The 22,883-nt window shown below is 39.1% G+C and carries 27 protein-coding genes; 8 read left to right on the top strand and 19 right to left on the bottom strand.

Going from position 1 to position 22,883, the window contains the following annotated elements:
- Positions 1–71 precede the first annotated feature (71 nt).
- Positions 72–1,520 (bottom strand): coniferyl aldehyde dehydrogenase, encoded by a 1,449-nt coding sequence (locus AC1M9P_RS10830; protein WP_481587594.1) that lies wholly within the window; start codon positions 1,518–1,520, stop codon positions 72–74.
- A 124-nt stretch (positions 1,521–1,644) separates the two neighbouring features.
- Here AC1M9P_RS10830 and AC1M9P_RS10825 point away from each other — a divergent pair, with 124 nt between their 5' ends.
- The 5 genes from AC1M9P_RS10825 to AC1M9P_RS10805 all read left to right on the top strand — a co-directional run bounded on the left by AC1M9P_RS10825 (position 1,645) and on the right by AC1M9P_RS10805 (position 5,363).
- Entirely contained in the window at positions 1,645–2,337 is a 693-nt protein-coding gene (locus AC1M9P_RS10825; protein WP_035266753.1) for a TetR/AcrR family transcriptional regulator, read from the top strand.
- 88 nt (positions 2,338–2,425) lie between these two features.
- Positions 2,426–3,292, top strand: coding sequence for a formyltetrahydrofolate deformylase (purU, locus tag AC1M9P_RS10820; protein WP_092766746.1), 867 nt, complete (start codon positions 2,426–2,428; stop codon positions 3,290–3,292).
- Between the two features lie 213 nt (positions 3,293–3,505).
- The gene (locus AC1M9P_RS10815; RefSeq protein WP_481587593.1) at positions 3,506–4,315 is read left to right on the top strand and encodes an energy transducer TonB; all 810 of its coding nucleotides are present in this window, start codon (positions 3,506–3,508) and stop codon (positions 4,313–4,315) included.
- A gap of 20 nt (positions 4,316–4,335) precedes the next feature.
- Complete coding sequence (locus AC1M9P_RS10810) at positions 4,336–4,959, top strand: MotA/TolQ/ExbB proton channel family protein (protein ID WP_180028347.1); 624 nt, start codon at positions 4,336–4,338, stop codon at positions 4,957–4,959.
- Entirely contained in the window at positions 4,959–5,363 is a 405-nt protein-coding gene (locus tag AC1M9P_RS10805) for an ExbD/TolR family protein (protein ID WP_035266746.1), read from the top strand. The genes AC1M9P_RS10810 and AC1M9P_RS10805 overlap by 1 nt, the downstream gene beginning before the upstream one ends.
- Before the next feature lie 50 nt (positions 5,364–5,413).
- On the opposite strand, the gene msrA is transcribed toward AC1M9P_RS10805, so the two are convergent.
- The 9 genes from msrA to lgt form a co-directional block, all read right to left on the bottom strand.
- The gene (gene msrA / locus AC1M9P_RS10800; protein ID WP_035266744.1) at positions 5,414–5,935 is read right to left on the bottom strand and encodes a peptide-methionine (S)-S-oxide reductase MsrA; all 522 of its coding nucleotides are present in this window, start codon (positions 5,933–5,935) and stop codon (positions 5,414–5,416) included.
- A gap of 83 nt (positions 5,936–6,018) precedes the next feature.
- The gene (locus tag AC1M9P_RS10795) at positions 6,019–6,474 is read right to left on the bottom strand and encodes an META domain-containing protein (protein ID WP_035266743.1); all 456 of its coding nucleotides are present in this window, start codon (positions 6,472–6,474) and stop codon (positions 6,019–6,021) included.
- Positions 6,475–6,548: 74 nt separating this feature from the next.
- Positions 6,549–7,619 (bottom strand): Lnb N-terminal periplasmic domain-containing protein, encoded by a 1,071-nt coding sequence (locus tag AC1M9P_RS10790; protein WP_481587592.1) that lies wholly within the window; start codon positions 7,617–7,619, stop codon positions 6,549–6,551.
- Positions 7,620–7,645: 26 nt separating this feature from the next.
- Positions 7,646–8,158 (bottom strand): dihydrofolate reductase, encoded by a 513-nt coding sequence (locus tag AC1M9P_RS10785; RefSeq protein WP_035266739.1) that lies wholly within the window; start codon positions 8,156–8,158, stop codon positions 7,646–7,648.
- Positions 8,159–8,251: 93 nt separating this feature from the next.
- The gene (thyA, locus tag AC1M9P_RS10780) at positions 8,252–9,094 is read right to left on the bottom strand and encodes a thymidylate synthase (protein ID WP_035266815.1); all 843 of its coding nucleotides are present in this window, start codon (positions 9,092–9,094) and stop codon (positions 8,252–8,254) included.
- Positions 9,095–9,286: 192 nt separating this feature from the next.
- Positions 9,287–9,778 carry a lipocalin family protein gene (locus AC1M9P_RS10775; protein WP_035266738.1) on the bottom strand — a complete coding sequence of 164 codons (492 nt, stop codon included), beginning with the start codon at positions 9,776–9,778 and terminating at the stop codon, positions 9,287–9,289.
- A 147-nt stretch (positions 9,779–9,925) separates the two neighbouring features.
- Complete coding sequence (locus AC1M9P_RS10770) at positions 9,926–10,228, bottom strand: hypothetical protein (RefSeq protein WP_481587591.1); 303 nt, start codon at positions 10,226–10,228, stop codon at positions 9,926–9,928.
- A gap of 81 nt (positions 10,229–10,309) precedes the next feature.
- Positions 10,310–10,681, bottom strand: a complete 372-nt coding sequence (locus tag AC1M9P_RS10765) for a hypothetical protein (RefSeq protein WP_481587590.1) — start codon at positions 10,679–10,681, stop codon at positions 10,310–10,312.
- A gap of 84 nt (positions 10,682–10,765) precedes the next feature.
- The gene (gene lgt, locus AC1M9P_RS10760; protein WP_035266733.1) at positions 10,766–11,581 is read right to left on the bottom strand and encodes a prolipoprotein diacylglyceryl transferase; all 816 of its coding nucleotides are present in this window, start codon (positions 11,579–11,581) and stop codon (positions 10,766–10,768) included.
- Positions 11,582–11,674: 93 nt separating this feature from the next.
- On the opposite strand from lgt, the gene AC1M9P_RS10755 reads away from it, so the two are divergent.
- Positions 11,675–12,478, top strand: coding sequence for an NRDE family protein (locus AC1M9P_RS10755; RefSeq protein WP_481587589.1), 804 nt, complete (start codon positions 11,675–11,677; stop codon positions 12,476–12,478).
- A 27-nt stretch (positions 12,479–12,505) separates the two neighbouring features.
- Here AC1M9P_RS10755 and AC1M9P_RS10750 read toward each other — a convergent pair whose 3' ends face one another.
- The 4 genes from AC1M9P_RS10750 to tatA all read right to left on the bottom strand — a co-directional run bounded on the left by AC1M9P_RS10750 (position 12,506) and on the right by tatA (position 16,365).
- On the bottom strand, positions 12,506–14,713 hold the full coding sequence (locus tag AC1M9P_RS10750; protein ID WP_481587588.1) for a PhoX family protein: 2,208 nt from the start codon (positions 14,711–14,713) through the stop codon (positions 12,506–12,508).
- Between the two features lie 165 nt (positions 14,714–14,878).
- Positions 14,879–15,661 carry a twin-arginine translocase subunit TatC gene (tatC, locus tag AC1M9P_RS10745; RefSeq protein ID WP_481587587.1) on the bottom strand — a complete coding sequence of 261 codons (783 nt, stop codon included), beginning with the start codon at positions 15,659–15,661 and terminating at the stop codon, positions 14,879–14,881.
- On the bottom strand, positions 15,658–16,122 hold the full coding sequence (tatB, locus tag AC1M9P_RS10740; RefSeq protein WP_481587586.1) for a Sec-independent protein translocase protein TatB: 465 nt from the start codon (positions 16,120–16,122) through the stop codon (positions 15,658–15,660). The genes tatC and tatB overlap by 4 nt, the downstream gene beginning before the upstream one ends.
- Before the next feature lie 15 nt (positions 16,123–16,137).
- Positions 16,138–16,365, bottom strand: coding sequence for a Sec-independent protein translocase subunit TatA (gene tatA / locus AC1M9P_RS10735; RefSeq protein ID WP_035266725.1), 228 nt, complete (start codon positions 16,363–16,365; stop codon positions 16,138–16,140).
- A gap of 172 nt (positions 16,366–16,537) precedes the next feature.
- Between tatA and AC1M9P_RS10730 the strand changes: the two genes are divergently transcribed.
- On the top strand, positions 16,538–17,413 hold the full coding sequence (locus AC1M9P_RS10730) for an AEC family transporter (RefSeq protein ID WP_092766755.1): 876 nt from the start codon (positions 16,538–16,540) through the stop codon (positions 17,411–17,413).
- On the opposite strand, the gene rdgB is transcribed toward AC1M9P_RS10730, so the two are convergent.
- Positions 17,410–18,039, bottom strand: a complete 630-nt coding sequence (rdgB, locus tag AC1M9P_RS10725; RefSeq protein ID WP_481587585.1) for an RdgB/HAM1 family non-canonical purine NTP pyrophosphatase — start codon at positions 18,037–18,039, stop codon at positions 17,410–17,412. The genes AC1M9P_RS10730 and rdgB overlap by 4 nt on opposite strands.
- Positions 18,040–18,133: 94 nt before the next feature.
- On the opposite strand from rdgB, the gene AC1M9P_RS10720 reads away from it, so the two are divergent.
- Complete coding sequence (locus AC1M9P_RS10720) at positions 18,134–18,514, top strand: GNAT family N-acetyltransferase (protein ID WP_481587584.1); 381 nt, start codon at positions 18,134–18,136, stop codon at positions 18,512–18,514.
- Between the two features lie 117 nt (positions 18,515–18,631).
- Here the strand turns inward: AC1M9P_RS10720 and AC1M9P_RS10715 are convergent, their stop codons facing one another.
- From AC1M9P_RS10715 to leuA, 4 genes are all read right to left on the bottom strand, one after another.
- On the bottom strand, positions 18,632–19,222 hold the full coding sequence (locus tag AC1M9P_RS10715) for a tetratricopeptide repeat protein (protein WP_092766758.1): 591 nt from the start codon (positions 19,220–19,222) through the stop codon (positions 18,632–18,634).
- Complete coding sequence (metW, locus tag AC1M9P_RS10710; protein ID WP_092766759.1) at positions 19,219–19,812, bottom strand: methionine biosynthesis protein MetW; 594 nt, start codon at positions 19,810–19,812, stop codon at positions 19,219–19,221. The genes AC1M9P_RS10715 and metW overlap by 4 nt, the downstream gene beginning before the upstream one ends.
- Positions 19,812–20,972, bottom strand: a complete 1,161-nt coding sequence (gene metX, locus AC1M9P_RS10705; protein ID WP_035265259.1) for a homoserine O-succinyltransferase MetX — start codon at positions 20,970–20,972, stop codon at positions 19,812–19,814. Before metX ends, metW begins: the two co-directional genes overlap by 1 nt.
- A gap of 101 nt (positions 20,973–21,073) precedes the next feature.
- On the bottom strand, positions 21,074–22,771 hold the full coding sequence (gene leuA / locus AC1M9P_RS10700) for a 2-isopropylmalate synthase (protein ID WP_481587583.1): 1,698 nt from the start codon (positions 22,769–22,771) through the stop codon (positions 21,074–21,076).
- Positions 22,772–22,883: the final 112 nt, after the last annotated feature.

The following is a 22,883-nucleotide window of genomic DNA, read 5'->3' as shown; positions in this document are numbered from 1 at the left end:
TACGCTTAAAAGACAAGCGAAATTGATAAAAACAGGGCATGACCTGTTGTGATAGATCATGCCTTGATCATTTAACGAAGAAAGGCTTTACGGATAAGACTAGGGATCGGTCTATTAAACGGAGGCAGTACGTATTTCAAGCTGAATAGCTTTGGAATAGACATGACTGAGCGTTCATTTGATAAACTGAAGAAGCCTTCGGGACCATGGTATCTGCCCATACCAGATGCACCAACGCCACCGAAAGGTAGATCATCTTGTGCAACATGAGTAACAACAGCGTTTTGACCAAAGTGTCCAGAGTGAGTACGTTGCGAAACGTATTCTGCTCGAGCATCGTTAAAGTCGAAATAGTATAATGCAAGTGGACGTGGTCGGTCATTAATAAACTCGATAACTTCGTCTATTTGATCATATTCTAAGATTGGTAAAATTGGACCAAAGATTTCGTTCTTCATAATTTCCATATCAGGGCTGATATTGGTCAGAAGGGTTGGCGCTATTTTACGTACAGAAGCAAGCTCTTCTTTTAATGGGTTAATTTCAGTGACTTGAGCACCATTTTGAATCGCATCTTCTAAGTAACCTTGTAAGCGTTTATTTTGCTTATCGCTCACTATAGAGGTGTAATCTTGGTTGTCACGTAATGTTGGATACATCGTTTTCGCAACAGTTTCAAACTGGTGAATAAACTCTGAAGTTTTACCACGTGGTAGGAAAATATAATCTGGTGCGACACAAGTTTGACCCGCATTCCACAATTTACCGAATGCAACACGCTCCGCGACATCCTTTAAGTCAATTGAAGGGTGCACGATAACTGGTGATTTACCACCAAGTTCTAGAATAACTGGAACTAAGTTTTCAGATGCTGCTTTCATCACAGTCTTACCAACATTGGTAGAGCCTGTGAAGACTAATTTATCAAATGCAAGATGACTGAATGTGTCAGAGATTACGCCACCACCTGTAACAACGGCAACTAACTCTTGTGGGAACGCTTCAGATAAAGCATTTTGTAATACATAGCCAAAGTTATGAGAGGTGCTTGAAACTTTAATCATGGCATGGTTGCCCGCTGCCAATGCACATACTAATGGGCTAATCGCCAATAATAAAGGGTAGTTCCAAGGGGAAATGATACCGACAACACCTAAAGGTTGATACTGAACCCAACCTTTTGCAGGTTGATGTAAAATACCGATATGGCGTTTAGAAGGCTTCATCCACTCTGTTAAATGTTTGCTGTAATATTTGATTTGTTCGAGTGAAGTGAGTAGTTCACCAATTTTCGTTTCAGAAACCGAACGATTACCATAATCTTGGCTAATTGCTTCTGCAATTTGGTCCTGATATTTAATCAAAACTGCTTTAAGACGAGCCAAACGTTCAATACGCTGTTTTGCTGTCGGGTTCGGATAACGTCGATAGGCTGCTTTCTGAAGCGCTAGAAGATCATGTAAATGCTGAACTTCCGATGCTTCAGTCGTCATTAAATTTGTTTTTGTTTGACTGTTCATGACCAGTACCACTAATGTAAGGGTTGATGTGATTTTTATTTTTAGAGTAAATACTCTAAAAGTCAAGTCACTTTTATGTTAGCTTGGGCTAAACGTCATTATTCTTGTTATAGATGGTATTAGGATGTCGCATTCCAAAACGTTAAAAACCAAAGACCGAATCTTGCAAATTAGTTTGCAACTCTTTAACGAACGTGGAGAGCGATCTGTCACAACTAACCATATCGCAGCAGAGTTAGGTATTAGCCCTGGTAATCTCTATTATCACTTTCGTAACAAGCAAGAGATCATTAAAGAGTTGATGGAGCAATATCAGCATGCAACTTTAGAGCTGCTAGCATTGCCAGAAGACCGTGATGTAAATGCCAATGATAAAATCCGATACTTTCAAGTACTCAGTAGTCAGTTATGGGCCTATCGTTTTCTGCATCGTGATGTATATCATTTAACCGAAAATAATGATGACTTTAGAAAAATTTACCCGCGTTTCGCAGGTAAAGTGATGCAACAAGGTCAAAAGATTTATCGAGCCTTCGTCAATGCAGGTCTCATGCAAATGACAGAGTCTGAAATTGAAGCGTTGATCATTAACCTATGGATCGTCCTAACCAATTGGACGAACTTTCTCTATATGTCTGGTCATTTAAAAGATTCCAACCATCTAGATGAAAAGTGGGTTTGGCAGGCACTGCGTCAAATGGTGTTTCTTGAAGGTCCTTATTTACGTGGTGAAAGTCGTCAGACTTATGAGCGCTTGCTTGAAACGCTGGGAACATCTGAATTATTTGCTAGTCTTTCTGCTGATCGAGAAGATTGATTTCAGCAAAGATAATTTGAAAGCATTAAAAAAAGAGTTAGAATACGCGGCTGTTTTTCAATTTAACTGTTAAGTGATATAAATCATCATGAATATGACAACTGCTAACACAGCACGTTTACTGATTACTTGCGAAGATAAACCAGGAATCGTGCAGGCTGTATCGAGCTTTTTGTATCATCAAGGGGCAAACATCACTGCGCTTGATCAATATGCAACAGAAGCTCAGGGCGGGCGTTATTTCATGCGTGTTGAGTTTGAACTCGACAATTTGCAAAGCCGTAAGGAAAATATTCTACAAACTTTCGCCACAAACGTAGCTGAACGTTACAACATGCATTGGCGTCTAGCTTTAGTGTCAGATGTAAAGAAAGTAGGTATTTTGGTATCGAAAGTCGATCATGCCTTGCTTGAACTTTTATGGCGTCATGCACGTGGTGGATTACCTTGTGAAATCACTAAGGTTGTGTCGAATCATGAAGATCTACGTGAGTCTGTGGAAAATTTCGGTATTCCTTTTGAAGTTGTGCCTGTCAATAAAGAGAACAAGCGCGAAGCATATGCAAAAATTGATGAGTTAATGCAAGGTAATGATTTACTTGTACTCGCACGTTATATGCAGATTCTTGATGAAGAGTTCGTCTCTAAGTGGGAAATGAAAGTGATCAACATTCATCATTCTTTCCTTCCAGCTTTTGTGGGTGCTAATCCTTATAAGCAAGCGTATGAAAAAGGCGTAAAGCTGATTGGTGCGACAGCGCATTATGTGACAGCTGATTTGGATCAAGGCCCGATTATTGAACAAGATGTTGAGCGTGTCAGCCATGATTTTACAGTTGATCAATTACGTGAATTAGGTCAAGACGTTGAGCGTAATGTCTTGGCGCGTGCTGTTAAGTGGCATTTAGAAGACCGTATCATTGTTGATGGTAATAAAACTGTGGTATTCCAGTGATTTTTAATTAAATATCACTGATTTATTAAGGCATGCATGAGCATGCCTTTTTTATTGATGATCAAAAAAACTCATCAAAACTGCAGAATTAATAGTTGCAAATGAAAACACTTCTCATTTATTATTGGCGTACTTTAATTGTACTAACCGATAAGTTTGATTGAAATCTTCCTTATGAAGACAGCGTCAATGTATATCAGGTCATAAATTTTAATGAGCCCATCTCCCATTCCTATGATGCAAAATCCAATCTCAATGAAAAAGAAAGTGCTTACTTCGCTCATTGCAGTGGTGATCGGGCATATTGGTGTTTTATTTGCCGTGAGTCAGATGAAAACACCTGAATTAAAACCTATTGATAAAGACCCAATTAAGGTTCGTTTTGTTCAGATTAAAGAGGATGCGCCACCGCCTGTTGAACCTGTGAAACCTCAAGTTCAACCAAAACCAGAACCTAAAGTCGTTGAACCACCTCCTGTGGTTAAACCCAAAGTCATTGCTGAAAAGCCTAAACCTGTCGAACAAAAAGCAATTGTTCAAGAAGATAAATTAGAAAAGCAAAAGCAGGAACAACAGCGTTTAGAGCAAGAACGTAAAAATCGTGAGTTGCTTGAACAGCAGCGACGTGAGCAAGCATTGCGTGACCAACAGCTACGTGAGCAACAAGAACGTGAGCGCTTGGAAAATGAAAGACGCGAACAAGAACGTCGTGAGCAGCAAGCACGTAATACACCAAAGAATTTAAGTATTGGGCAAATATCATGGTCTCGTACACCGAAGCCATCATATACCAACCGAGATTTACAAGGTTCTGATCGTACTGTTGTAGTATCGATTGAAGCGGACACTAACGGTAATGTAGTGAATGCCAGAATCACAAAATCAAGTGGAATTGATTCGCTTGATCAAAAGATTTTACGCTCAGTGCGTAATGCAAAATTCAGACCTTATAAGGAAAATGGCGTGGCTTATCCGTTTAGGGCGGAACAACCATTTGAACTTAAGTTGAATTCTAACGGCTAACTTTTATTAGGAGTTCGAGTATGAACTTTTCAGTTTATTGGCAACATGCTGATGCAGTCAGTAAGACGCTTTATTTCGTTTTACTCGCAATGTCTATTGCGACATGGACAATTGTCGTTTTACGTGTGATGGGAACACGTCAACTGAAAGAAGTTGCTTATGCTCAACTCTCTAAAGCATTAGCAGGATTGAAAGCAAAACTCGCTCCTTTGGGATTTGAACAACGTAAAGCTGTTGCTGAGCAAGCTTTATTGCGTCAGATTGCTTTGGAAAAAGCATCTGCTGAAAAAGGTGTTGCTGTACTCGGAACAATTGCCTCACTTGCACCGTTTGTAGGGCTATTTGGTACAGTATGGGGAATTTTCCATGCATTGGTTGCAGTAGGTAAAAGCGGTCAAGCAGGACTTGCACAAGTGGCAACACCTGTGGGTGAAGCCCTGATTATGACTGGTATTGGTTTGGCAGTTGCTATTCCAGCAGTGATCGCATACAACATTTGTATTCGCTTTAATCGTACATTAAGTAATGAACTACAAGATCATGCTCACAGTCTGTTAATCGACACGATGCTGCAACAAGATTCTTCTGCGCAAAAAGTTGAAGTGAAAGCGACTCAAGAAAGTTACGTTGGAGGTCAAGCTTAATGGCTTTTCAATTGGGTGAAGACAACGATACAGGCATGACGGAGATGAACCTCATCCCGTTAATTGACATTATGTTGGTTTTGATGATCATCTTCTTGGTGACAGCGACCGTTGCTAACCCATCAATTCCATTAACTTTACCAAAAACGACAGCGGATATCATTGATCCGCCACCTGAATCGATTCAAGTAAGCATTAACTCACAGGGTGAGATTGCATGGGATTCAGAAATTATCAGCTTAGATGAATTGCAAAAAAGATTTAACGATGCCGGTGGTTCAGCACAACAACCGACAATTATTCTTAAAGCAGATAAAGAATCACGTTACGATACTGTTGCTCAAGTGATGTCACGTGCAAGCGAAGCCGGGCTTGCTGACATTGCCTTTGCCACAGATAATTAACTGATTAACATGAGAAAAGCGACCATAAGGTCGCTTTTTTTATACCTGTATTAGTCTTTGAGTAAACCTTCAAATTTAGAGCGAAGCTTTAAAAGTTTTGGTGGGATACTAAAATTGCAGTAGCCCTGAGTCGGGTTACGAGCAAAGAAATTTTGATGATATTCTTCAGCAGGGTAGAAGGTCGGTACTGAGCTTAGTTCTGTAACAATATCTAAACCTTCTGCTTTTAACTGTTGAATCGCTTTCTCTGCAATCTGGCGCTGTTCTTCATTAAAATAATAAATGACAGAGCGATATTGCGTACCTATATCATTACCTTGGCGATTGAGTGTGGTTGGATCATGTGTTGCAAAAAATACATCAAGCAATTGAGCAAAGCTAATTTGACTTTCATCAAAATCCACTAAAACCACTTCTGCGTGATGGGTGTCTCCTTTGCAAATGTCCTCATAGCTTGGATTGGCCGTATACCCACCCGCATAACCACTCACGACTTTAGTGACACCTTTGAGTTGAAGGAAAACTGCTTCAACACACCAGAAGCATCCGCCACCGAGCAAAGCTTGTTGCATGGGATTCACCTTATTGAGTTGCAATGACTGAAATAATGGGGTGTAGAATGAAAAAAGCAACCAGTGAAATGGTTGCTTAACTGTTAACGCGGTTGTATTGCAGACTCATACTGCAATACTGGATTACCATTCTCATCGAGTAGGCGAAGCGTTTTGTCATAGACTTGGAATGCCGCGACTTTTGCCAAGGCAGCATTATAGCGATTTGCAAGTTCTTGAGTATTCACACACATCATTTGTGTAGTTGCAACTTCACTCAAGCTAATTTTGTCAGCTTTAATGCTATATGCACCCATAAAACGGTTACAACCATCTGCACCACTCAAACGACTAGATGCTGCATCAAATTGAATACTTGGAACATTGTGTGCAGTAGGGTCGGTCTTAAATTCTGTTGCGCCAATATGTGTCAAAATCCAAGTTTTATTTTGCAATTGATTAAGTGCTTGTTGTTGCTTTTCAGCAGATGGTGTTGTGGTACATGCTGTAAAAAGTAATGCTGAGCCTATAACGGATACGGCTAAAAGTTGTTTTAACATATGAAATGCCCCTGTGTTATTTCTTTCTAATGTAAATTAAATTCAAGTCAATTTTATGTATATCAACTGATACGCTAAGGTGCAAGCTCTGGCTGACTCTGAGGGAGACCCAGACGAATCAATTTTGAATAATTTTCACTACTTTGATATTTAAATTGATTAAATTGGTCTGTTCTTGGGTTGACATGTGCCTTGTTGTACCATGTTTTGATATCCCAATGATGTTGTAATGCCCCTAAGTCATACAGATAATTAGGTAAATAACCTGAGGCTAATAATCGGTAGTCCACTGGCAGTTCATGTTTGGAAATCGCTTGAACCATATCAAAAACCAAAGTGGTGCAGTTACTGGTCAAGGTGTTATACCATTTTGGTTCTTGACTAAGTTTATCTGCTTGCTCTAAATATTCCTCAAATAAAGCTTTCATTTCAGCAGCTTCCATGTTGATTGGGAAAAAATAGACCTGCTCATTACGTACATTGCTACGTGTATAAATAATGTCTTTCTCGTCAGCAGCAACTAAACTGACTTCGTACTTTCTAAAAAAACCACCAATAGCAGAAAACTCTTCATCTTTTTCTTTGCGAATTTCAATCGAAAAGGTCAGTGGTTTAGAGTTTTTGAAATCAAAGCTGACTAAAGTGTGGGCGATTTGTGGTCCCATCCAATATGAAGTAATGATGTTAATGCCACTGATTTGATTCAAATCAATTTGACGTGTTTCCCAGCGTTCTTGATAGGTTCCGTCTTCATTCCATGCAAAATTACGCACATTGTGTAAAGTGACCCAATCACCTTGACGTTCATAATTGAGAATTCTTGCGACTTCAGGATTCCACTCACGGTCTTGTTTGGCAGGGATACTAAAATACCAAACTAAACTGAACGCAAAAAAGACAATGTATAAGACAACATCTTTACTACGGCTGAAAAAATGTTGTGTTGCATATATGCCTAAAACACTTAAGGCAAAAGCGACCCAAAAGCCAATGATAATACGACTGACTAACCAGCCAAATGGCTCTTGAACCCATAAGGCCATACATAACCAAATTGAAGAGAAGATGACAAATAAACTAAATAGGGAGTGAAAAGCTCCCTTTGCAAGCGCAAGAATAAACTCTCTTTTACCGATGTTATGCATTGTTATTGGCTATATGTAAGAAAGCTTTATTTTTGGTAGGTTGCGAACTCAAATGCAATATTTGTTTTGTCATCAATGTGTTGCTCTGATGCCACTTTTTTAAATTCAGGTGGAATCTCAGGATAATGAGCATCACCTTGAACGTCTAATTCAACATGCGTGAGTTCTAAGCGATCCGCAATAGAGATCGTTTGGCTAAAAATTTCTCCACCACCTATGATAAAAATAGATCCAGGCTTTTCTGAAGCTTTTACATCATGGACTGCCTGCTCAAGTGCACTCTCGATTGTATGCGCGATTTTTGTTCCTTCAAATTGCCATGACGTATCTCGTGTAATGACCCAATTTACACGTTTAGGAAGCGTTCTACCCATAGACTCAAGTGTTTTACGTCCCATCACCACAACACCACCTTGGGTAATTTCTTTAAAATGTTTGAGATCAGCTGAAATATGCCATGGCAAATCATTTCCTTTGCCAATACAACGTTGCTGATCCATTGCAACGACGTGTACGACTTCTAAACCTTGAAATGCCATGATTATTCTTCCAGCGAATATGAGTTAAAGAGGGAAATGTAAAGTTGGATCACGATTAGTATCAACTGTGATCCCAAAAGACATTAGTTAAAATCAAACCGCAACTGGTGCTTTAATTGCAGGATGCGATTCGTAATTTACGATTTCAATATCTTCAAATTTGAAATCAAAAATATCTTTAATTTCAGGATTAAGTTTGAGTTGGCACAATGGAAGTGGTTCACGTGTTAATTGAAGTTGTGCTTGCTCGAAATGATTGGCGTAAAGATGAGTATCACCACCTGTCCACACAAAATCACCGACTTCTAGATCACAGACTTGCGCAATCATATGGGTGAGAAGTGCATAACTTGCAATATTAAATGGAACGCCAAGAAAAACATCAGCACTACGTTGATAAAGCTGACATGATAATTTTCCATCCTGAACAAAAAACTGGAAAAGCGTGTGACAAGGAGGGAGTGCCACTTGTCCAGCTTCTTTTGGGTTCCAACCTGATACGATCAAACGACGGGAGTTTGGATTGGTTTTAATTTCATTAATTAACCATTTGATTTGATCAAATCCATCTTGCTCGTATAAACCATCGTCTTTCTTAGTTGCACCAAAGTTACGCCATTGGTGTCCATATACTGGACCTAGCTCTCCTTCAGGACGTCCAAAACGAGCAGTCTGCTCAGCTGTCGACCATTCATCCCAAATTGTAACTTTATGATCTTGAAGATATTTAACATTGGTATCACCTTTAAGGAACCAAAGTAATTCAATCACGATTGAACGGAAGTGAACTTTCTTTGTGGTCAGTAGAGGAAAACCTTTAGAAAGATCAAAGCGCATTTGATGACCAAATACAGAACGAGTACCTGTACCAGTACGGTCACCTTTATCACCGCCATTGTCGAGGATATGTTGTAGTAGGTCTAAATACGCTTTCATAAATGTCCTGATCGATTTGAATGTGGCATTTGAAGAATAAACCAATGCCAAAAATTTCATTGGCATCAGTTTATACTAAAGCAGCATGCATTTTAATATCTTCCTTACGGAATAGACTCTTTGAAAGCGAGTAATTAAAGAAATAAGAAAGCACCCTTTAGGGCGCTCTCATTTAACACAAAATTTTAGGGCTTAAGCAGTTTTGTGTCCAGTATGTACAGTATGAATTAAATCGCTTAGGTCATAACCAATGGATTGAGCATATGCTAGATACGCTTGCTTGATAGATTCATTTAACACAGGTTCACGGTGCAGAATCCAAAGATATTTTTGATTAGGTTCACCGACTAAAGCAGTTTGATAATTTTCATCGATCTTAAGTACCCAATAGTCACCTTTAGTGAATGGAATCCAACGAAATCCTTCAGGCAAAAAGCTGACTTCTAATTTGCCATGTTCAGCATCTACAACTGTGGCTTCGCCAATAGACTCATCCAGTTCTTTGTTGCCATCAAGACAACGATTTTGAACACGTACGGTTCCATCGCTGTTTAAGGTATAGACTGCCGAAATATCCGTACTGTCTTCAGGTTGGTGCTTCATTGGTAAGCGTGCAATCTCATACCAAGTACCTAAATAGCGTTCAAGTTGGAAGTTAGATACGGTCGTTAAATTTTGACTCATTATGATGTACTCCATTTAATCTAAATTAGATACGTTCTTTGAGTATAGGCACAGTTTTGGAGTAGAAATAATACTGTTCTGTAGCAAAGCGTTAAGTGAGTGTGATTAATTTTATATTTATTTTCATTTGCTTAGTTGTTTTGAAATTCAGCGGGGTGTACGAGATGCATATAAACTCACTACGAACAATCCCACTGCGCTATAACCCATGAGTTGTACAAAAAGTGCAAAAAACTCTCTGCTATTTTGAAAGTTCAGCGCTGAAAGCATGAAGATAAAAAATACAATCAAGATGATAGGAATTAAAGCATAATATGCTTTCAGCTGATGCTTTAGACGCTTAGATTGGATCAAAACATGATGAATAATGTGTACGCTTAAGCCTAAACATAAGCTCATTAGTGTCGATAGAAAATCAAGTTTTTTAATTTCAGCTGTCAACAGAATCATTACACACGTTGATATACAAATGATCAATTTAAGCGTGCGTGTGCATCGTTCCGAATACCAGAAATTTAACATAATGAAGTCTTAATGCTGATGTTGATGAAGTAGAGACAGTGGGGAAAATAAGCAAATAGATAAAGCCATAAATCCTAATCCTTGAGCGCCAGGTAAAAGAATTTCTCCATCTTTTGCATGCATGAAAATTAAGGCAAGTAGCAGAGCGATAGGAATCCAAGTAAATAATCGGTACATCAACCCTGTTGGATGGTGTGAAGCGAAATGAATTTTACAGTAACGGCAAATAAGAAAAACGATACCTGTGCCCACAAACATTAAGATGGCATCAAAGTTAAGCGGTTGCATCCAATATAACGTAGCGGTAGCACTCGCAATCAAAATAAAAAATAAAGCTTTGTGTTGTAATGAAACTTTAGGATCAAACCAAAACTCGAGCATAGTAATCTGAATCAAAGTAAATAAGTCAAAACTCTAGCACAAAAAAAGGTGAACAAGATGTTCACCTTTGAGGGCATGATTTTCTTATTTGCCATTATTTTGTAGAGGACCCCAGTCATATACTTTCTTTTGGTAGGCATACCAAAGCATCCATAGGCCGATGAGAATCATTGGAACTGTAAGGAATTGTCCTTTGCTCATCCATCCGATAAATAATTGACCATTATCTGGCTCACGGAAGAATTCAACTGTGAAGCGAGCGATACCATATCCAATTAAGAATAGAGCAGAAACAGCCATGCGTGGACGAGGTTTAGAACTAAACCACCACAGAACAATAAAAAGAATCAAACCCTCACAGAGTGCTTGGTAAAGTTGGGATGGATGTCGTACGAGTTGTAAAGGATCTGTAGGGAAAATCATACCCAATGCGAAATTTGGATCTGTGACTTGTCGGCCATAAAGTTCGCCGCCAATAAAGTTGCCAATACGACCAAACATCAGACCTGTTGGAACACATGGAGCAATAAAATCCAGTGTTTGGAACCAAGTCATTTTGTATTTTTTACACCACAATAACATGGCCAACATGACACCTAAGAAGCCGCCATGGAAACTCATGCCACCTGTCCAAACTTGGAATAACCATATCGGATTTGCAAGGAATTGATCAAAACCATAAAAGAACACATAGCCTACTCGACCACCAATCACGACACCTAATGCACCGTAAAAGATGAGATCAGAGACCATGTCTGGTGTCCATCCTCGTTGCTTAGCACGGAATGTTGCCAAGCCCCACGCAAATAAAAATGCGAGTAGATACATGAGTCCATACCAGTGAACTTGTAATGGACCCACAGATATTGCCACTGGGTCAATAGAAGGATAGGTCAGCATTGCTTTTCCTTTATATTATGTTTTGTGTCGATTCTAACGGAAAGACTGAAAAAATGTTGTACATTCAATGTGTAAAGTTCTAAGGATGCAACGATGTGTATTGTAGCAATCGCATGGCAAGTGTTGGATGAAACACCATTATGCTTAATTTCAAATCGGGATGAGTTTTATCACCGACCTGCTTCACAAATTCATAAGTGGGAAAATAGCCCAATTATTGCAGGTCAAGATTTACAATCTGGTGGGACATGGATGGGGATTACTGCTGCAGGGCGTTGGGCACTTGTGACAAATTACCGTGATGCAAATGATAAGAAGGAATATCCAACTTCAAGAGGACATATCATTCAGCAATATCTGGAGTCTGAATTAGCACCGATCCGATTTGCCCAAGAATTAGAAAAAAAGCAATGTGATTACGCTGGATTTAACCTTTTTATCGGAACCTCTGATCAAGCGGTTTATATGAGTAATCGTGGTGAATCTCCACAAGTTCTTGCCAAAGGTGTATATGTGGTTTCCAATGGTGTATTAAGTGATCCATGGGAAAAAACCAAACATTTGCGTAAACGCTTTACACAAGAGTTCTTACCATTATTGCAATTAAATCCCAATGCTCAAAAAGCGTATGATTTAGAGCACGCCGTTTGGGATATCTTACAAGATGAAAGAAAAATTGATTTAGATTTATTACCTCAAACGGGCATATCGGTGGAAATGGAGCAGCTGTTATCTTCTACTTTTATACGAAGCCCAATATATGGAACACGATGTTCAAACTATTTATTGATGAAAAGAAATCAATGGACTTGGCTTGAAAAAATGCAGCAAGGTAAGCATCAGAATCAAATAGTCAAAATTGATTTGCATCTCTCAAAAAAAATGCCGACATCGTAGTCGGCATTTTCTATTTCAATGTTTGAATTAAGCAGCAGGAGTGTTTTCTTTCTTTTCTAGACTTTCCCCAACAATCTCGCCACCGTCTTTACGTGTAATCACGACCGTCGCAGAGCGAGGACGTGTACCTTTACCACCGCTGATAGTGTTGCTGTGATTTGCAGGCCAAGTGCCACCTGGATGCTGAACATTCACAAAAATAGCTTTATAGTCTGGTGTCATCGTTACACCTGTAATTTCACAGCCTGAAGGGCCTGTTAAAAAACGACGTAACTTTGAATCATCAAGCTGTGCGCCAGCAGGAGTAAGTTGAGTGGCATTATTTGAACCAGCATTTGCAGAAGTCACTTTACCATCACTTACTTGACCTGGAAGTGCAGCAAGCATCATGCAATTCGTTTCATCTGTATAAGCGCCATCATCAGTCTGTACCCATAAAACACCACGTGGATCAAACCATAGGCCATCTGGACTTGAGAAATCATTTGCTGATGTGAGTCCAGATAGGTTTACACCCGGAAGTGAATCTTCTTCTGCGCCAAATAAGAAGATATCCCATACAAATGTTTTTGCTGTAACAGTATCACCAGTTTCACGGAAACGGATAATATGTCCGTTGATATTACCACGAGGACTACCACCTTTATCATTATCAGCATAATTACGAGGGTTGGCAGCATCAATTGTATGCTCACTTCCACGTAATGAGTTATTGGTTAAGGTGACATAAACCTCACCATTCTCTGGGTTTACTGCAACCCATTCTGGACGATCCATTTTGGTTGCACCAACTGCATCACCTGCTAAACGGGCATTTACCAATACATCAGCTTGATCTGTAAATTTGTATTTTGAATAACTAGCAATTAGTGGATTGGAGATATTGAGTTCAATCCACTCACCAGACGTCTTTTGAGTTGCTTCATTAAAGTTAAATTTAGCAACATAGAATTTACCGTTATTCATATATTTATCGCCAGCAGCATAACCACCGTTGATATCTTTAGGGTCCCAAACCGCATCTGAAACAAATTTATAGATATATTCGCCTTGAGAGTCATCCCCCATATAGAAGGCTAGTGGTTGCCCAGGAATGGCACGACTGACACGACAATCTTCATGTGCAAAACGTCCAAGAGCTGTACGTTTTACTGGGCGTTGACGACCATCAAACGGGTCAATTTCAACAATCCAACCAAATGTATTTGGTGAGTTTCTAAAATCTTGAGTTGCAGAAGATGCAGAGACTTTAGTTAACCAGCGCTCATAAACATCTTGAGGGAACAGTTGTGCTTGAACTGTGTGCCACTTATAAGAACTATTTGAAGCAATTTTATAGCGTTTTAACGACTCCAAATCCTTTTCAGAACGATCTTTATCATCGCGAGTAAAGTATTGGTTAAAGTTTTCTTCAGTGGTTAAGTATGTGCCCCAAGGCGTATAACCGTTACCACAGTTATTGATCGTACCTAATGTAAATGTGCCTTCTGGACTGATCTTGGTTTGTACCAATTCATGCCCTTTTACAGGACCAGCGAAATCGATCGGTGTTGCAGCTGTAATTCGACGGTTGAATACAGAGCGTTTGTTTAGAGTGACTTGTTGAGTTGTAGGATTTTTTTGTACTTCAATCACTGAAACGCCGTGACAATTGATTTCACGTAATGCTTCATCTTCAGAACGAATATCCGCTGAAATGGTATTATTCGCTGGATGCAAAATCGCTTTGTTATCTACATATTCGTGGTTGAGTACCAGTAAACCTACATTTGACTCATTTTGATCATAACGACTATTTTTCATGCCGAAATATGTCATACCGTCATGACATTCGCCTGAGCGCATGGTAAATGAAGCACCACTCGGAATATTATCTGCATCCCATTCAGGCATACCTTCAAAAAGCGGGTCTCCTAGTGCATAAATAACACGTGCTTCATACCCTTCAGGCACTGTGAATTCATTTTTAATATTTTTATCAACCGCTTTAAATGTTAGTTCAGTTGGCGTTTTTGATTTGTCGAATTCAGGTAGAGAAGGATTTAAGTTGTTATTGTTATTGTCGTCACTGTTACAGCCTGCGACTGAAGCCGCTACTGTCAATGCTACTGCACCACCAGCAGTCTTCTTAATGAGATCTCTACGCGTAATTTGCTTTTCAAGTAAATGGTGAAATTCTGGATTCCCCGAATCATTGCTATCGTAATCATCGTTAAAAGGTGTTAAATCAGTCATGTTCGTTCCTAGCATCTTGCTTGGTAGTTTTTAGCGTCACAAACAACTTAATGCGCAATCATGACAATCAAGTGATAGATTTATGTCAGTTGAATTAAGCTTTTATTTAAAGAGTATGAAAAAGGCGAGTCTTTAGACTCGCCTATGTGTAAAAGGGTCAAGATATCAAAGTACTGACTTTGCTCTTCTGTTTTCGAGTAATTTTCCAAAGAAAAGTCCCAATTCAAATAACATCCACATTGGTATCGCTAACATAATCATCGAGAGTGCATCTGGCGGCGTCACAAACATAGAAACGAAGAAACAACCTACAATAATAAAACGTCTTTTTTCAACCAATTGTTCTGTGGTAACGACCCCAATCATAATGAGTAATAAAGTCACAATTGGAATTTCAAAAGTTAAACCAAAAACCAAGAATAATTTTAAACAGAAACTCAGATAGCTATTAATGTCAGTCATGGGTGCAACCGTTTCAGGTGCAACGCTAATGAAAAAATGTAAAATCGAAGGGAGGGCTATAAAGTAAGCAAAAGCAACACCTGCATAAAATAATGTAATACTTCCGATGAGTAATGGTAGAGCTAAAGCTTTCTCATTTTTATATAGCGCCGGTCTGACAAAAGCCCATATTTGATAAATGATAAATGGCATGGCGATCATTAGAGCAACGAAGAAGTTTAACTTAAATGGTGCCATAAATGTCGCGGTGACATCAGTTGCAATCATTGATGAATTTATTGGGAGTTGAGCTCTAAGAGGCTCAGACATCATTTGATAGCTTTGATTTGCAAATGGTAATAAACAAAAGAATAAAACGAGAATGACCCCAACTATTCTAAATAAATATTTTCTTAAAATAATAAGATGCTTGGTTATTGGCATTTCTTCAAGCTGAGGATTTTCCTCATTTGAAGAGATGATATTTGGGAGAGTATTGTGACTCATACTGCCTCCGCTAAGACGACATACGGTTTATTGTGTTGCGCGGAATTTTGAATATGAATAAAACTTTGCTTAGGTGTAGCGTGTCCTCTAAAAGGAACTGCTGTACTTTGCTGAACGTTTAAATACACATAAACAGGGCTTGTTTCAGAGCGAATCTGTTGATGGATAGGTGGATTTAAATATTCATCGCTTAATACTGTGTGTTTTTCAATTTCCTGCATTTGCGCTTTCATTTTTTCTTCTAATTCTTGAATGCGCTTCATTTCAGTCTGCATTTGTTCTTTAAGTTCAGACATTCTTAGTTCACGATCAATATCATTTTGTACATTGCTGACCATACGTTTAATTTTGCCATACCATTTACCAGCAAATCGCGCACCCTCAGGAAGCTTTTCAGGTCCAAGAACAAGCAATGCAATGATGCCAAACATTAATAGTTCAGCCATACCAATATTCAGCATTACTGTTACCTACCTTTAATGTTTCGCTGTTGAATTCAAATCATGAGATGTTTGATGTTCAATCGTGCGTGGTTCTTTTAATTGAGCAGATGTGCTCTGGTCTTCGTCATCCTTAATTGATTTTTTAAAATCTTTAACCGCACCACCAACATCTTTACCCAAATTTTTTAGCTTAGACGTACCGAACAAAAGTAAAACGACAATTGCGAAAATAAGTACGTGCCAAATTGATAATCCAGCCATGATATATTCCTTATTGAAAATGATCTTGAATGATTTCAACAGTTCTTTATGACAGCAAGTTGACGGAATTATTTCAGTTTGAAGTCATGGATTTTTTAAGTGTGCAAGAGACTTACTCTGAAGTGAAATAGATGTTGTGCTAAGATGAGAAAAAATCTATTTCATATTTAATATGGTTCTTCTACTCCCACTAGTCTCCTTTCTTATCGGCTATTTTGGCGTAGAATATTTACAAAAAATTCGTCCCTTTATGGCGATGTTGTTGGCGAAAGTGCTGATTCCTCTCATCATTATTTACAATATGGTGTTTTACCAAGAGGGCAGTATATGGTTGATGTTATTTAGTTTTATCGCTTCATTTTTGCTGTATTTATTTGTTTATTACCGTACAAAAGACAAATTAGTCTCCTTATGTTCCAGTTACCTCAACATGGCTTGGCTTGGCTTTCCATTTGCATTCGCTATTTTTGGTGCGCAAGCATCTAGTCCTATGGTTGCACTTTATGTCGGGGGCTCTATTTTTGGTAATATTTGTGCAGTGACCGTATTAAGTGCTGAAAAGCAGTCTGCGATGGAGATTTTGAGAAAATTGACTTTCTCTCCACCGATTTTAGCTTTATTAGTTGCTGGTTTTCTTTCGTTATGGAATGTAAGTCATTTTCAGCAGAATGCAATGATTCAATCATTGTATATATTGGATAAGTGGTTAATGACCTTTACAGGGATGTGTATCCTTGGGATGTGGTTATCTCAAGTAAAAATTCACTTGTCCGATTTAATTGAAAGTTTAAAACTTGCTTTGATTAAATTTCTATTTGGTTTAGTGTGCTGTGCGGTAGCCTATTTTCTTCTACCGATTCCTCACGAACTGGTTGTAATTGCACTGATGTCTATGTTTTTTTTATTACCACCCGCAGCGAATATTGTTGCTTTAGAAACACATTATTCAGGAACAGGTGTTTCAGCCCAATATATCGCAGCGGGTACCATCGTAAGTTGCATGACAATTGGTTTATTTGCCATGGTTTATCATGGACTGATCGTTTAGTTCGTTTCGAGGCTTGCTTTGAATAACTGCATGGCTTGACCACGATGACTGATCTTATTTTTTTCTTCTTTGGTCATTTCAGCGCTACTAATATTGAGTTCAGGTAGCCAAAACAGTGGGTCGTAGCCAAAACCATTTTTGCCACGTGCTACTTCCAAAATTTCACCTTTCCAGATTCCTTGGAAAATCTGAGGTAAAGGATCTTCGGCGTGTTGAACTAAGGCGAGTACACACACAAACATCCCTTCAATCACGTCACCATTGTTACGTAATGGTGCTAAATCTGCCAGTAATTTAGCATTATTGGCAGCATCATCGCCATGCTCACCAGCATAACGTGCAGAGTAAATACCAGGAGCACCACCAAGTGCAGGGACGCAAATACCTGAGTCATCTGCTATAGCTGGTTTACCCGAAATCTTAGAAGCATGTCGTGCTTTGATAATGGCATTTTCTACAAAACTTAATCCATCTTCCACCGCATCCTCAATGTTCAGTTGTCCTTGGGGAACAACGTTAACAGGGAGTTTTAATTCTTCAAATAACTTTTCGAACTCAGCTATTTTCCCTTTATTGTTGCTCGCTAAAACCAAAGTACCTTGATCTAACCAATCTTTAGACGCCATGTTGAATCACTTTCTGTTTCAAATTTGAAGCTATTCTAACGGATATTTGCGATGATACAGATGAACTCATCTCTAAAATAACCAATCATTAAAAATGAGAAATTTAAATACCATTCATATTCGTCAAGTAGAGATCGCGGATGCTGAAAATATTGCGTCCTGTATTGCTTTTGCTTTGAATCACTCTGATGAGATGCCAAAAAGTAAGTCCCTATTTTCAAAAGAAGCTCTTGTATCGCACATCAATCATCAAGAGATAAAATACTTTGTTGCAGAATTAGAGCAGTCGCTTGTGGGGGTGATTGCTTACAAACAACCCGCCCATATTTTTCATTTTTTTGTTCATCCAAATCTGCAATTTCAAGGCGTTGGAACTCATTTATTTAATTATGTGTTAGATCAATTAACTCAAACGGAGATTCAACAGATAACAGTCAATGCGCATATAGGGGCTGTTCATTTTTATAAAAATTAGGTTTTACTTCGCAGAGTGAAGTGGAAATATTCGAAGATATGAAATTCATAAGAATGAAGAAGATGGTCGAATAAAAAAAAGCACCGATAGGTGCTTTCTTCAAACTTATAAGCGTAATTAACGGCTTTGAATCCATTGATCAGCACGGTCACGTGCAGTACGAATTTGTTCTGGTGTCAGGTTGGCAGCCAAAGCCGTCTTTTTCGTCTCAGACATATTGATCACTTTATTATCTAACATGCCATCACGTGTAGAAAGCTCATACCATTGGTAAGCACCCATATAGTTTTTCTTTTGCTCTTCCATAACGGCTAAATTGAAGCTTGCACGATTGTCACCATGACTTGCTGCTTTTTCGAAGTATTGGCGAGCTAAGGTTTCATTTTTAGCAACACCAATACCGTCAGCATACATACGACCCACATTCAGCTGAGCAGATGAAATACCTTGATCGGCTGCTGCCTTATACCAAACGAAAGCTTGCTTTAGGTCTTTAGCAACATCTTTACCATGTTGATAATGTGTTGCCAGATAAAACTGGGCAGCCGGTTGACCTGCTCGAGCAGCTTTTTGGAGCTCAGATACAGGCATACGTGAATACTGTGCAGCTAGTGCAGAAGTTGATGGTTGTTGAGGTACATAATCTGCATGAACTTGGAAACTCAACAACCCTAGAAATAATGAAGTACCTAAGAATAATTTTTTCATAGAGCGCTCACTCGATAAATCGCGACCTCGCCAAACAAGTTCGGGATATGCTTGCTGAGCAAACTCCCTTGTTGATTCCCATTCACGGCTAAACGGTCAATAATTTTAATTTGATTCTCAGCACAAAGTGCTTCGAAATCCTTAAACGTGCACAGATGGATATTTGGAGTGTTATACCACATATAGGGTAAGGCATCCGAAACAGGCATTTTCCCTTTTAAAGCAAGGAAAGAGCGTGTTTTCCAGTGTGCAAAGTTAGGAAAAGTAATAATTGCTTGTTTCCCAACACGCACCATATCGCGCAAAAGCACATCAGGTGCATCTACAGCTTGCAAAGCTTGTGCCATGACAACATAGTCAAATGACTGGTCTGCAAAGCGTCCCAAACCGAGGTTCAAGTCTTGTTGGATGATATTTAACCCTCGACTGACTGCAATTGCAATCTTTTCTTGATCGATTTCTAATCCGTATGCACGAATGTTGTGCTTTTTGCTCATATGAGCCAGTAACTCACCATCGCCACAACCAAGATCTAAAATGCTTGAATCAGGTTTAATCCATTTTTCTGCAAGCTTCTGATCAATACGCATTACACGGTCTCCTTAGGGGTTGAAGCAAGATGGTCTACACCACCTAAGAAAGCCCTTAAAGTTTTGACATATAAAGGGATAGGAAACAAGAACGAGTCATGACCTTGTTCTGCATCAATATCAACATAGCTCACAGGCTTATGATTGGTAATCAATGCATCCACAATCTCAACAGATCGGGAAGGAGAGAATCTCCAATCCGTAGTAAATGAAATCACAAGGAATTTACATTTTGTATTCGACATTGCTTTAACTAAAGATTGTTCATACTCACGAGAAGGATCGAAGTAATCCAAAGCTTTAGTCATGATCAAGTAGGTGTTCGCATCAAAGTTACGACTAAATTGTTCACCTTGATAGCGAAGATAACTTTCAACTTGGAATTCAACATCGAAACCATACATGAATTTGCCAGATTTTAAATCACGACCAAATTTTTGTTTCATGGCTTCTTCAGAAAGGTAGGTAATGTGACCTACCATCCGCGCTAGAATAAGACCACGTTTAGGATAGCTGTCTTTTTCTAAATAGCGACCATGATGAAAATCAGGATCAGACAAAATGGATTGGCGCGCGACCTCATTAAACGCGATATTTTGCGCTGAAAGTTTAGGTGCACTGGCAATAATGACACAATTATTTAATCGGTCAGGATAATCTACAGACCACTGAAGTGCCTGCATGCCTCCCAAAGAGCCACCAATAATAGAGTGCCAAACAGTGATACCAAGACGATCAGACAGCATTGCTTGAGTTTTAACCCAATCGCGCACGGTCACTAATGGAAAATCTGGACCATAAGGACGATTTTCATTTTCAGGATTTGGGGAGGTTGGTCCTGTTGATCCGTTACAACCACCAATATTGTTTAATGCCACCACAAAAAATGTATTGGTATCAATTGCTTTGCCTGGCCCAATACAAGCATCCCACCAACCTGCTTTTTTATCATCTTCATGGTGATAACCAGCAGCATGATGATGACCAGAAAGCGCATGGCAGATCAAAATTGCATTAGATTTATCTGCATTGAGTGTGCCATAAGTTTCGACCATCAATTCGAAACGTGGTAAAACGCGGCCACATTCTAATGCGAGTGGTTCTTCAAATTGGAACTTTTGTGGAACAACAATGCCCACTGAGTCAGCTGGAAAAGACACAGGATAAATTCGCCTAAAATCTTAAGTATGAATAAATAAAAGGATACCACTTGAGGGTATCCTTCTAAAGTCATTTTCGTGCTAAATATTATTGCTAATATTTATACTGCCGCAGCGATCACTTGATCTGTGCTCAAAACACCTTGATCAATTAAACGATTTGTACATGCAATAATTCCTTCAATAGATGAAGTCACGATGTTGTCATGTACACCAGCACCGAATGCTGATTTACCTGTACCTTTGACTTGAAGTTCAATTAGTGCCAACGCTTTAGCATTTGCACCAGCACCAATGCTACGTTCTTCATAGTTCACAACATCGATTGGCAACTGTAAAGCATCTAAAATTGCAGAGATTGGTCCGTTGCCTTCACCACGTAGATGTTGAACTTGACCACCGACTTCAATATCTAATTCAATGACTTGATTGCCATTTTCATCAGATAATCGATAGTTTTTCGCGACATAATGTTTATCTTTCTGATTTACATATGTACTTTGGAATAAACTCCAAATTTGCTCAGCAGAAACTTCTACGCCTTCTTCGTCAGCTACCTGTTGCACGACTTGCGAGAACTCAATTTGTAAGCGACGTGGTAATACGACGTTGTAGTTCGACTCTAACAAGTATGCGATACCACCTTTACCTGATTGTGAATTGACACGAATGACTGCGTCATAATCACGTCCCAAATCTTTAGGATCAATTGGTAAGTAAGGCATGTCCCAAATTTCTTCGTTTTTCTGGAACTCAAAGCCTTTTTTAATCGCATCTTGGTGTGAGCCAGAAAATGCAGTAAATACTAAATCACCCGCATATGGATGACGTGGATGAACGGGTATACCTGTACATTCTTCAATAGTAGAAATGATTTCATTAATATTTGAAAAATCTAGATTTGGAGCGACACCTTGGGTATACATATTTAAAGCAATCGCTGCAACGTCAACGTTACCTGTACGTTCACCATTACCAAATACACAACCTTCCACACGATCAGCACCAGCCATGATCGCTAACTCGGATGCTGCAATACCGCATCCACGGTCATTGTGACAGTGTACAGAAATAATGACACCATCGCGGCGTTGTAAGTTGCGATGCATCCATTCAACTTGGTCAGCGTAAACATGAGGCCCAGAAACTTCAACAGTCGCGGGTAGATTCAAGATAACTTTATTATCTGGGCGAGCATCCCAAATTTCAGTGACTGCATCACAGACATCTTTTGCAACTTCTAATTCAGTTGCGGTAAAGCATTCAGGAGAGTATTGGAACACCCATTCAGTTTCAGGATATTGTGCTGCATATTCTTTCACTTTTTGAGCCGCATTCACCGCTAAGGCTTTCGCACCCGCTACATCAACATTCAATACTTTTTGACGGAATGTTGGTGAGTTTGAATTATAGATATGCACAATTGCACGTTTGGCACCTTGTAATGATTCAAATGTACGTTGAATCAAGTGATCACGAGCTTGAACTAATACTTCGATATAGACATCATCTGGAATATGATTTTCTTCGATTAATTTACGGGTAAAGTCAAAATCAATCTGTGAGGCAGATGGAAAGCCAATTTCAATATGTTTGAAACCAATTTTCACCAACATTTGGAACATCTTGAACTTTTGTTCAATGTTCATTGGTTCGAAAATAGCTTGGTTACCGTCACGGAGGTCGGTGCTCATCCAGATAGGCGCTTTATTAATTTCGTTATTTGGCCATTGACGGTCAGGTAAGTCTACACGTTGGTACATGCGACGGTATTTTTTGCTTGGATCAGCCAACATCATGAGATAACTCCTTTCATAGCACAACATGCTTGGGTCTTGTGTAAAGGCACTGCGCTATTTATATCGATTGTGTCTATTCTATCAATTTACAAGTGGCTTACTGCATCATTTT

Source organism: Acinetobacter sp. 25-47-122, from assembly GCF_056779695.1.
Note: the sequence above shows the minus strand (reverse complement) of the source record. Positions and strands in the feature narration are given on the sequence as shown.

Coding starts and splice junctions, on each gene's coding strand:
- metW (WP_092766759.1), bottom strand. CDS start 19,812: ATGCGTATTGATCAGAAGCTTGCAGAAAAATGGATTAAACCTGATTCA.
- tatA (WP_035266725.1), bottom strand. CDS start 16,365: ATGGCTGGATTATCAATTTGGCACGTACTTATTTTCGCAATTGTCGTT.
- AC1M9P_RS10785 (WP_035266739.1), bottom strand. CDS start 8,158: ATGGCATTTCAAGGTTTAGAAGTCGTACACGTCGTTGCAATGGATCAG.
- AC1M9P_RS10750 (WP_481587588.1), bottom strand. CDS start 14,713: ATGACTGATTTAACACCTTTTAACGATGATTACGATAGCAATGATTCG.
- AC1M9P_RS10755 (WP_481587589.1), top strand. CDS start 11,675: ATGTGTATTGTAGCAATCGCATGGCAAGTGTTGGATGAAACACCATTA.
- msrA (WP_035266744.1), bottom strand. CDS start 5,935: ATGCAACAAGCTTTGCTCGGTGGCGGATGCTTCTGGTGTGTTGAAGCA.
- AC1M9P_RS10770 (WP_481587591.1), bottom strand. CDS start 10,228: ATGATTCTGTTGACAGCTGAAATTAAAAAACTTGATTTTCTATCGACA.
- AC1M9P_RS10765 (WP_481587590.1), bottom strand. CDS start 10,681: ATGCTCGAGTTTTGGTTTGATCCTAAAGTTTCATTACAACACAAAGCT.
- thyA (WP_035266815.1), bottom strand. CDS start 9,094: ATGAAAGCGTATTTAGACCTACTACAACATATCCTCGACAATGGCGGT.
- AC1M9P_RS10825 (WP_035266753.1), top strand. CDS start 1,645: ATGTCGCATTCCAAAACGTTAAAAACCAAAGACCGAATCTTGCAAATT.
- tatB (WP_481587586.1), bottom strand. CDS start 16,122: ATGCTGAATATTGGTATGGCTGAACTATTAATGTTTGGCATCATTGCA.
- AC1M9P_RS10815 (WP_481587593.1), top strand. CDS start 3,506: ATGAGCCCATCTCCCATTCCTATGATGCAAAATCCAATCTCAATGAAA.
- purU (WP_092766746.1), top strand. CDS start 2,426: ATGAATATGACAACTGCTAACACAGCACGTTTACTGATTACTTGCGAA.
- AC1M9P_RS10775 (WP_035266738.1), bottom strand. CDS start 9,778: ATGAGTCAAAATTTAACGACCGTATCTAACTTCCAACTTGAACGCTAT.
- AC1M9P_RS10790 (WP_481587592.1), bottom strand. CDS start 7,619: ATGCATAACATCGGTAAAAGAGAGTTTATTCTTGCGCTTGCAAAGGGA.
- AC1M9P_RS10810 (WP_180028347.1), top strand. CDS start 4,336: ATGAACTTTTCAGTTTATTGGCAACATGCTGATGCAGTCAGTAAGACG.
- tatC (WP_481587587.1), bottom strand. CDS start 15,661: ATGAGTCACAATACTCTCCCAAATATCATCTCTTCAAATGAGGAAAAT.
- leuA (WP_481587583.1), bottom strand. CDS start 22,771: ATGATGTTGGCTGATCCAAGCAAAAAATACCGTCGCATGTACCAACGT.
- AC1M9P_RS10830 (WP_481587594.1), bottom strand. CDS start 1,520: ATGAACAGTCAAACAAAAACAAATTTAATGACGACTGAAGCATCGGAA.
- AC1M9P_RS10805 (WP_035266746.1), top strand. CDS start 4,959: ATGGCTTTTCAATTGGGTGAAGACAACGATACAGGCATGACGGAGATG.
- AC1M9P_RS10795 (WP_035266743.1), bottom strand. CDS start 6,474: ATGTTAAAACAACTTTTAGCCGTATCCGTTATAGGCTCAGCATTACTT.
- AC1M9P_RS10730 (WP_092766755.1), top strand. CDS start 16,538: ATGGTTCTTCTACTCCCACTAGTCTCCTTTCTTATCGGCTATTTTGGC.
- AC1M9P_RS10720 (WP_481587584.1), top strand. CDS start 18,134: ATGAGAAATTTAAATACCATTCATATTCGTCAAGTAGAGATCGCGGAT.
- lgt (WP_035266733.1), bottom strand. CDS start 11,581: ATGCTGACCTATCCTTCTATTGACCCAGTGGCAATATCTGTGGGTCCA.
- rdgB (WP_481587585.1), bottom strand. CDS start 18,039: ATGGCGTCTAAAGATTGGTTAGATCAAGGTACTTTGGTTTTAGCGAGC.
- AC1M9P_RS10715 (WP_092766758.1), bottom strand. CDS start 19,222: ATGAAAAAATTATTCTTAGGTACTTCATTATTTCTAGGGTTGTTGAGT.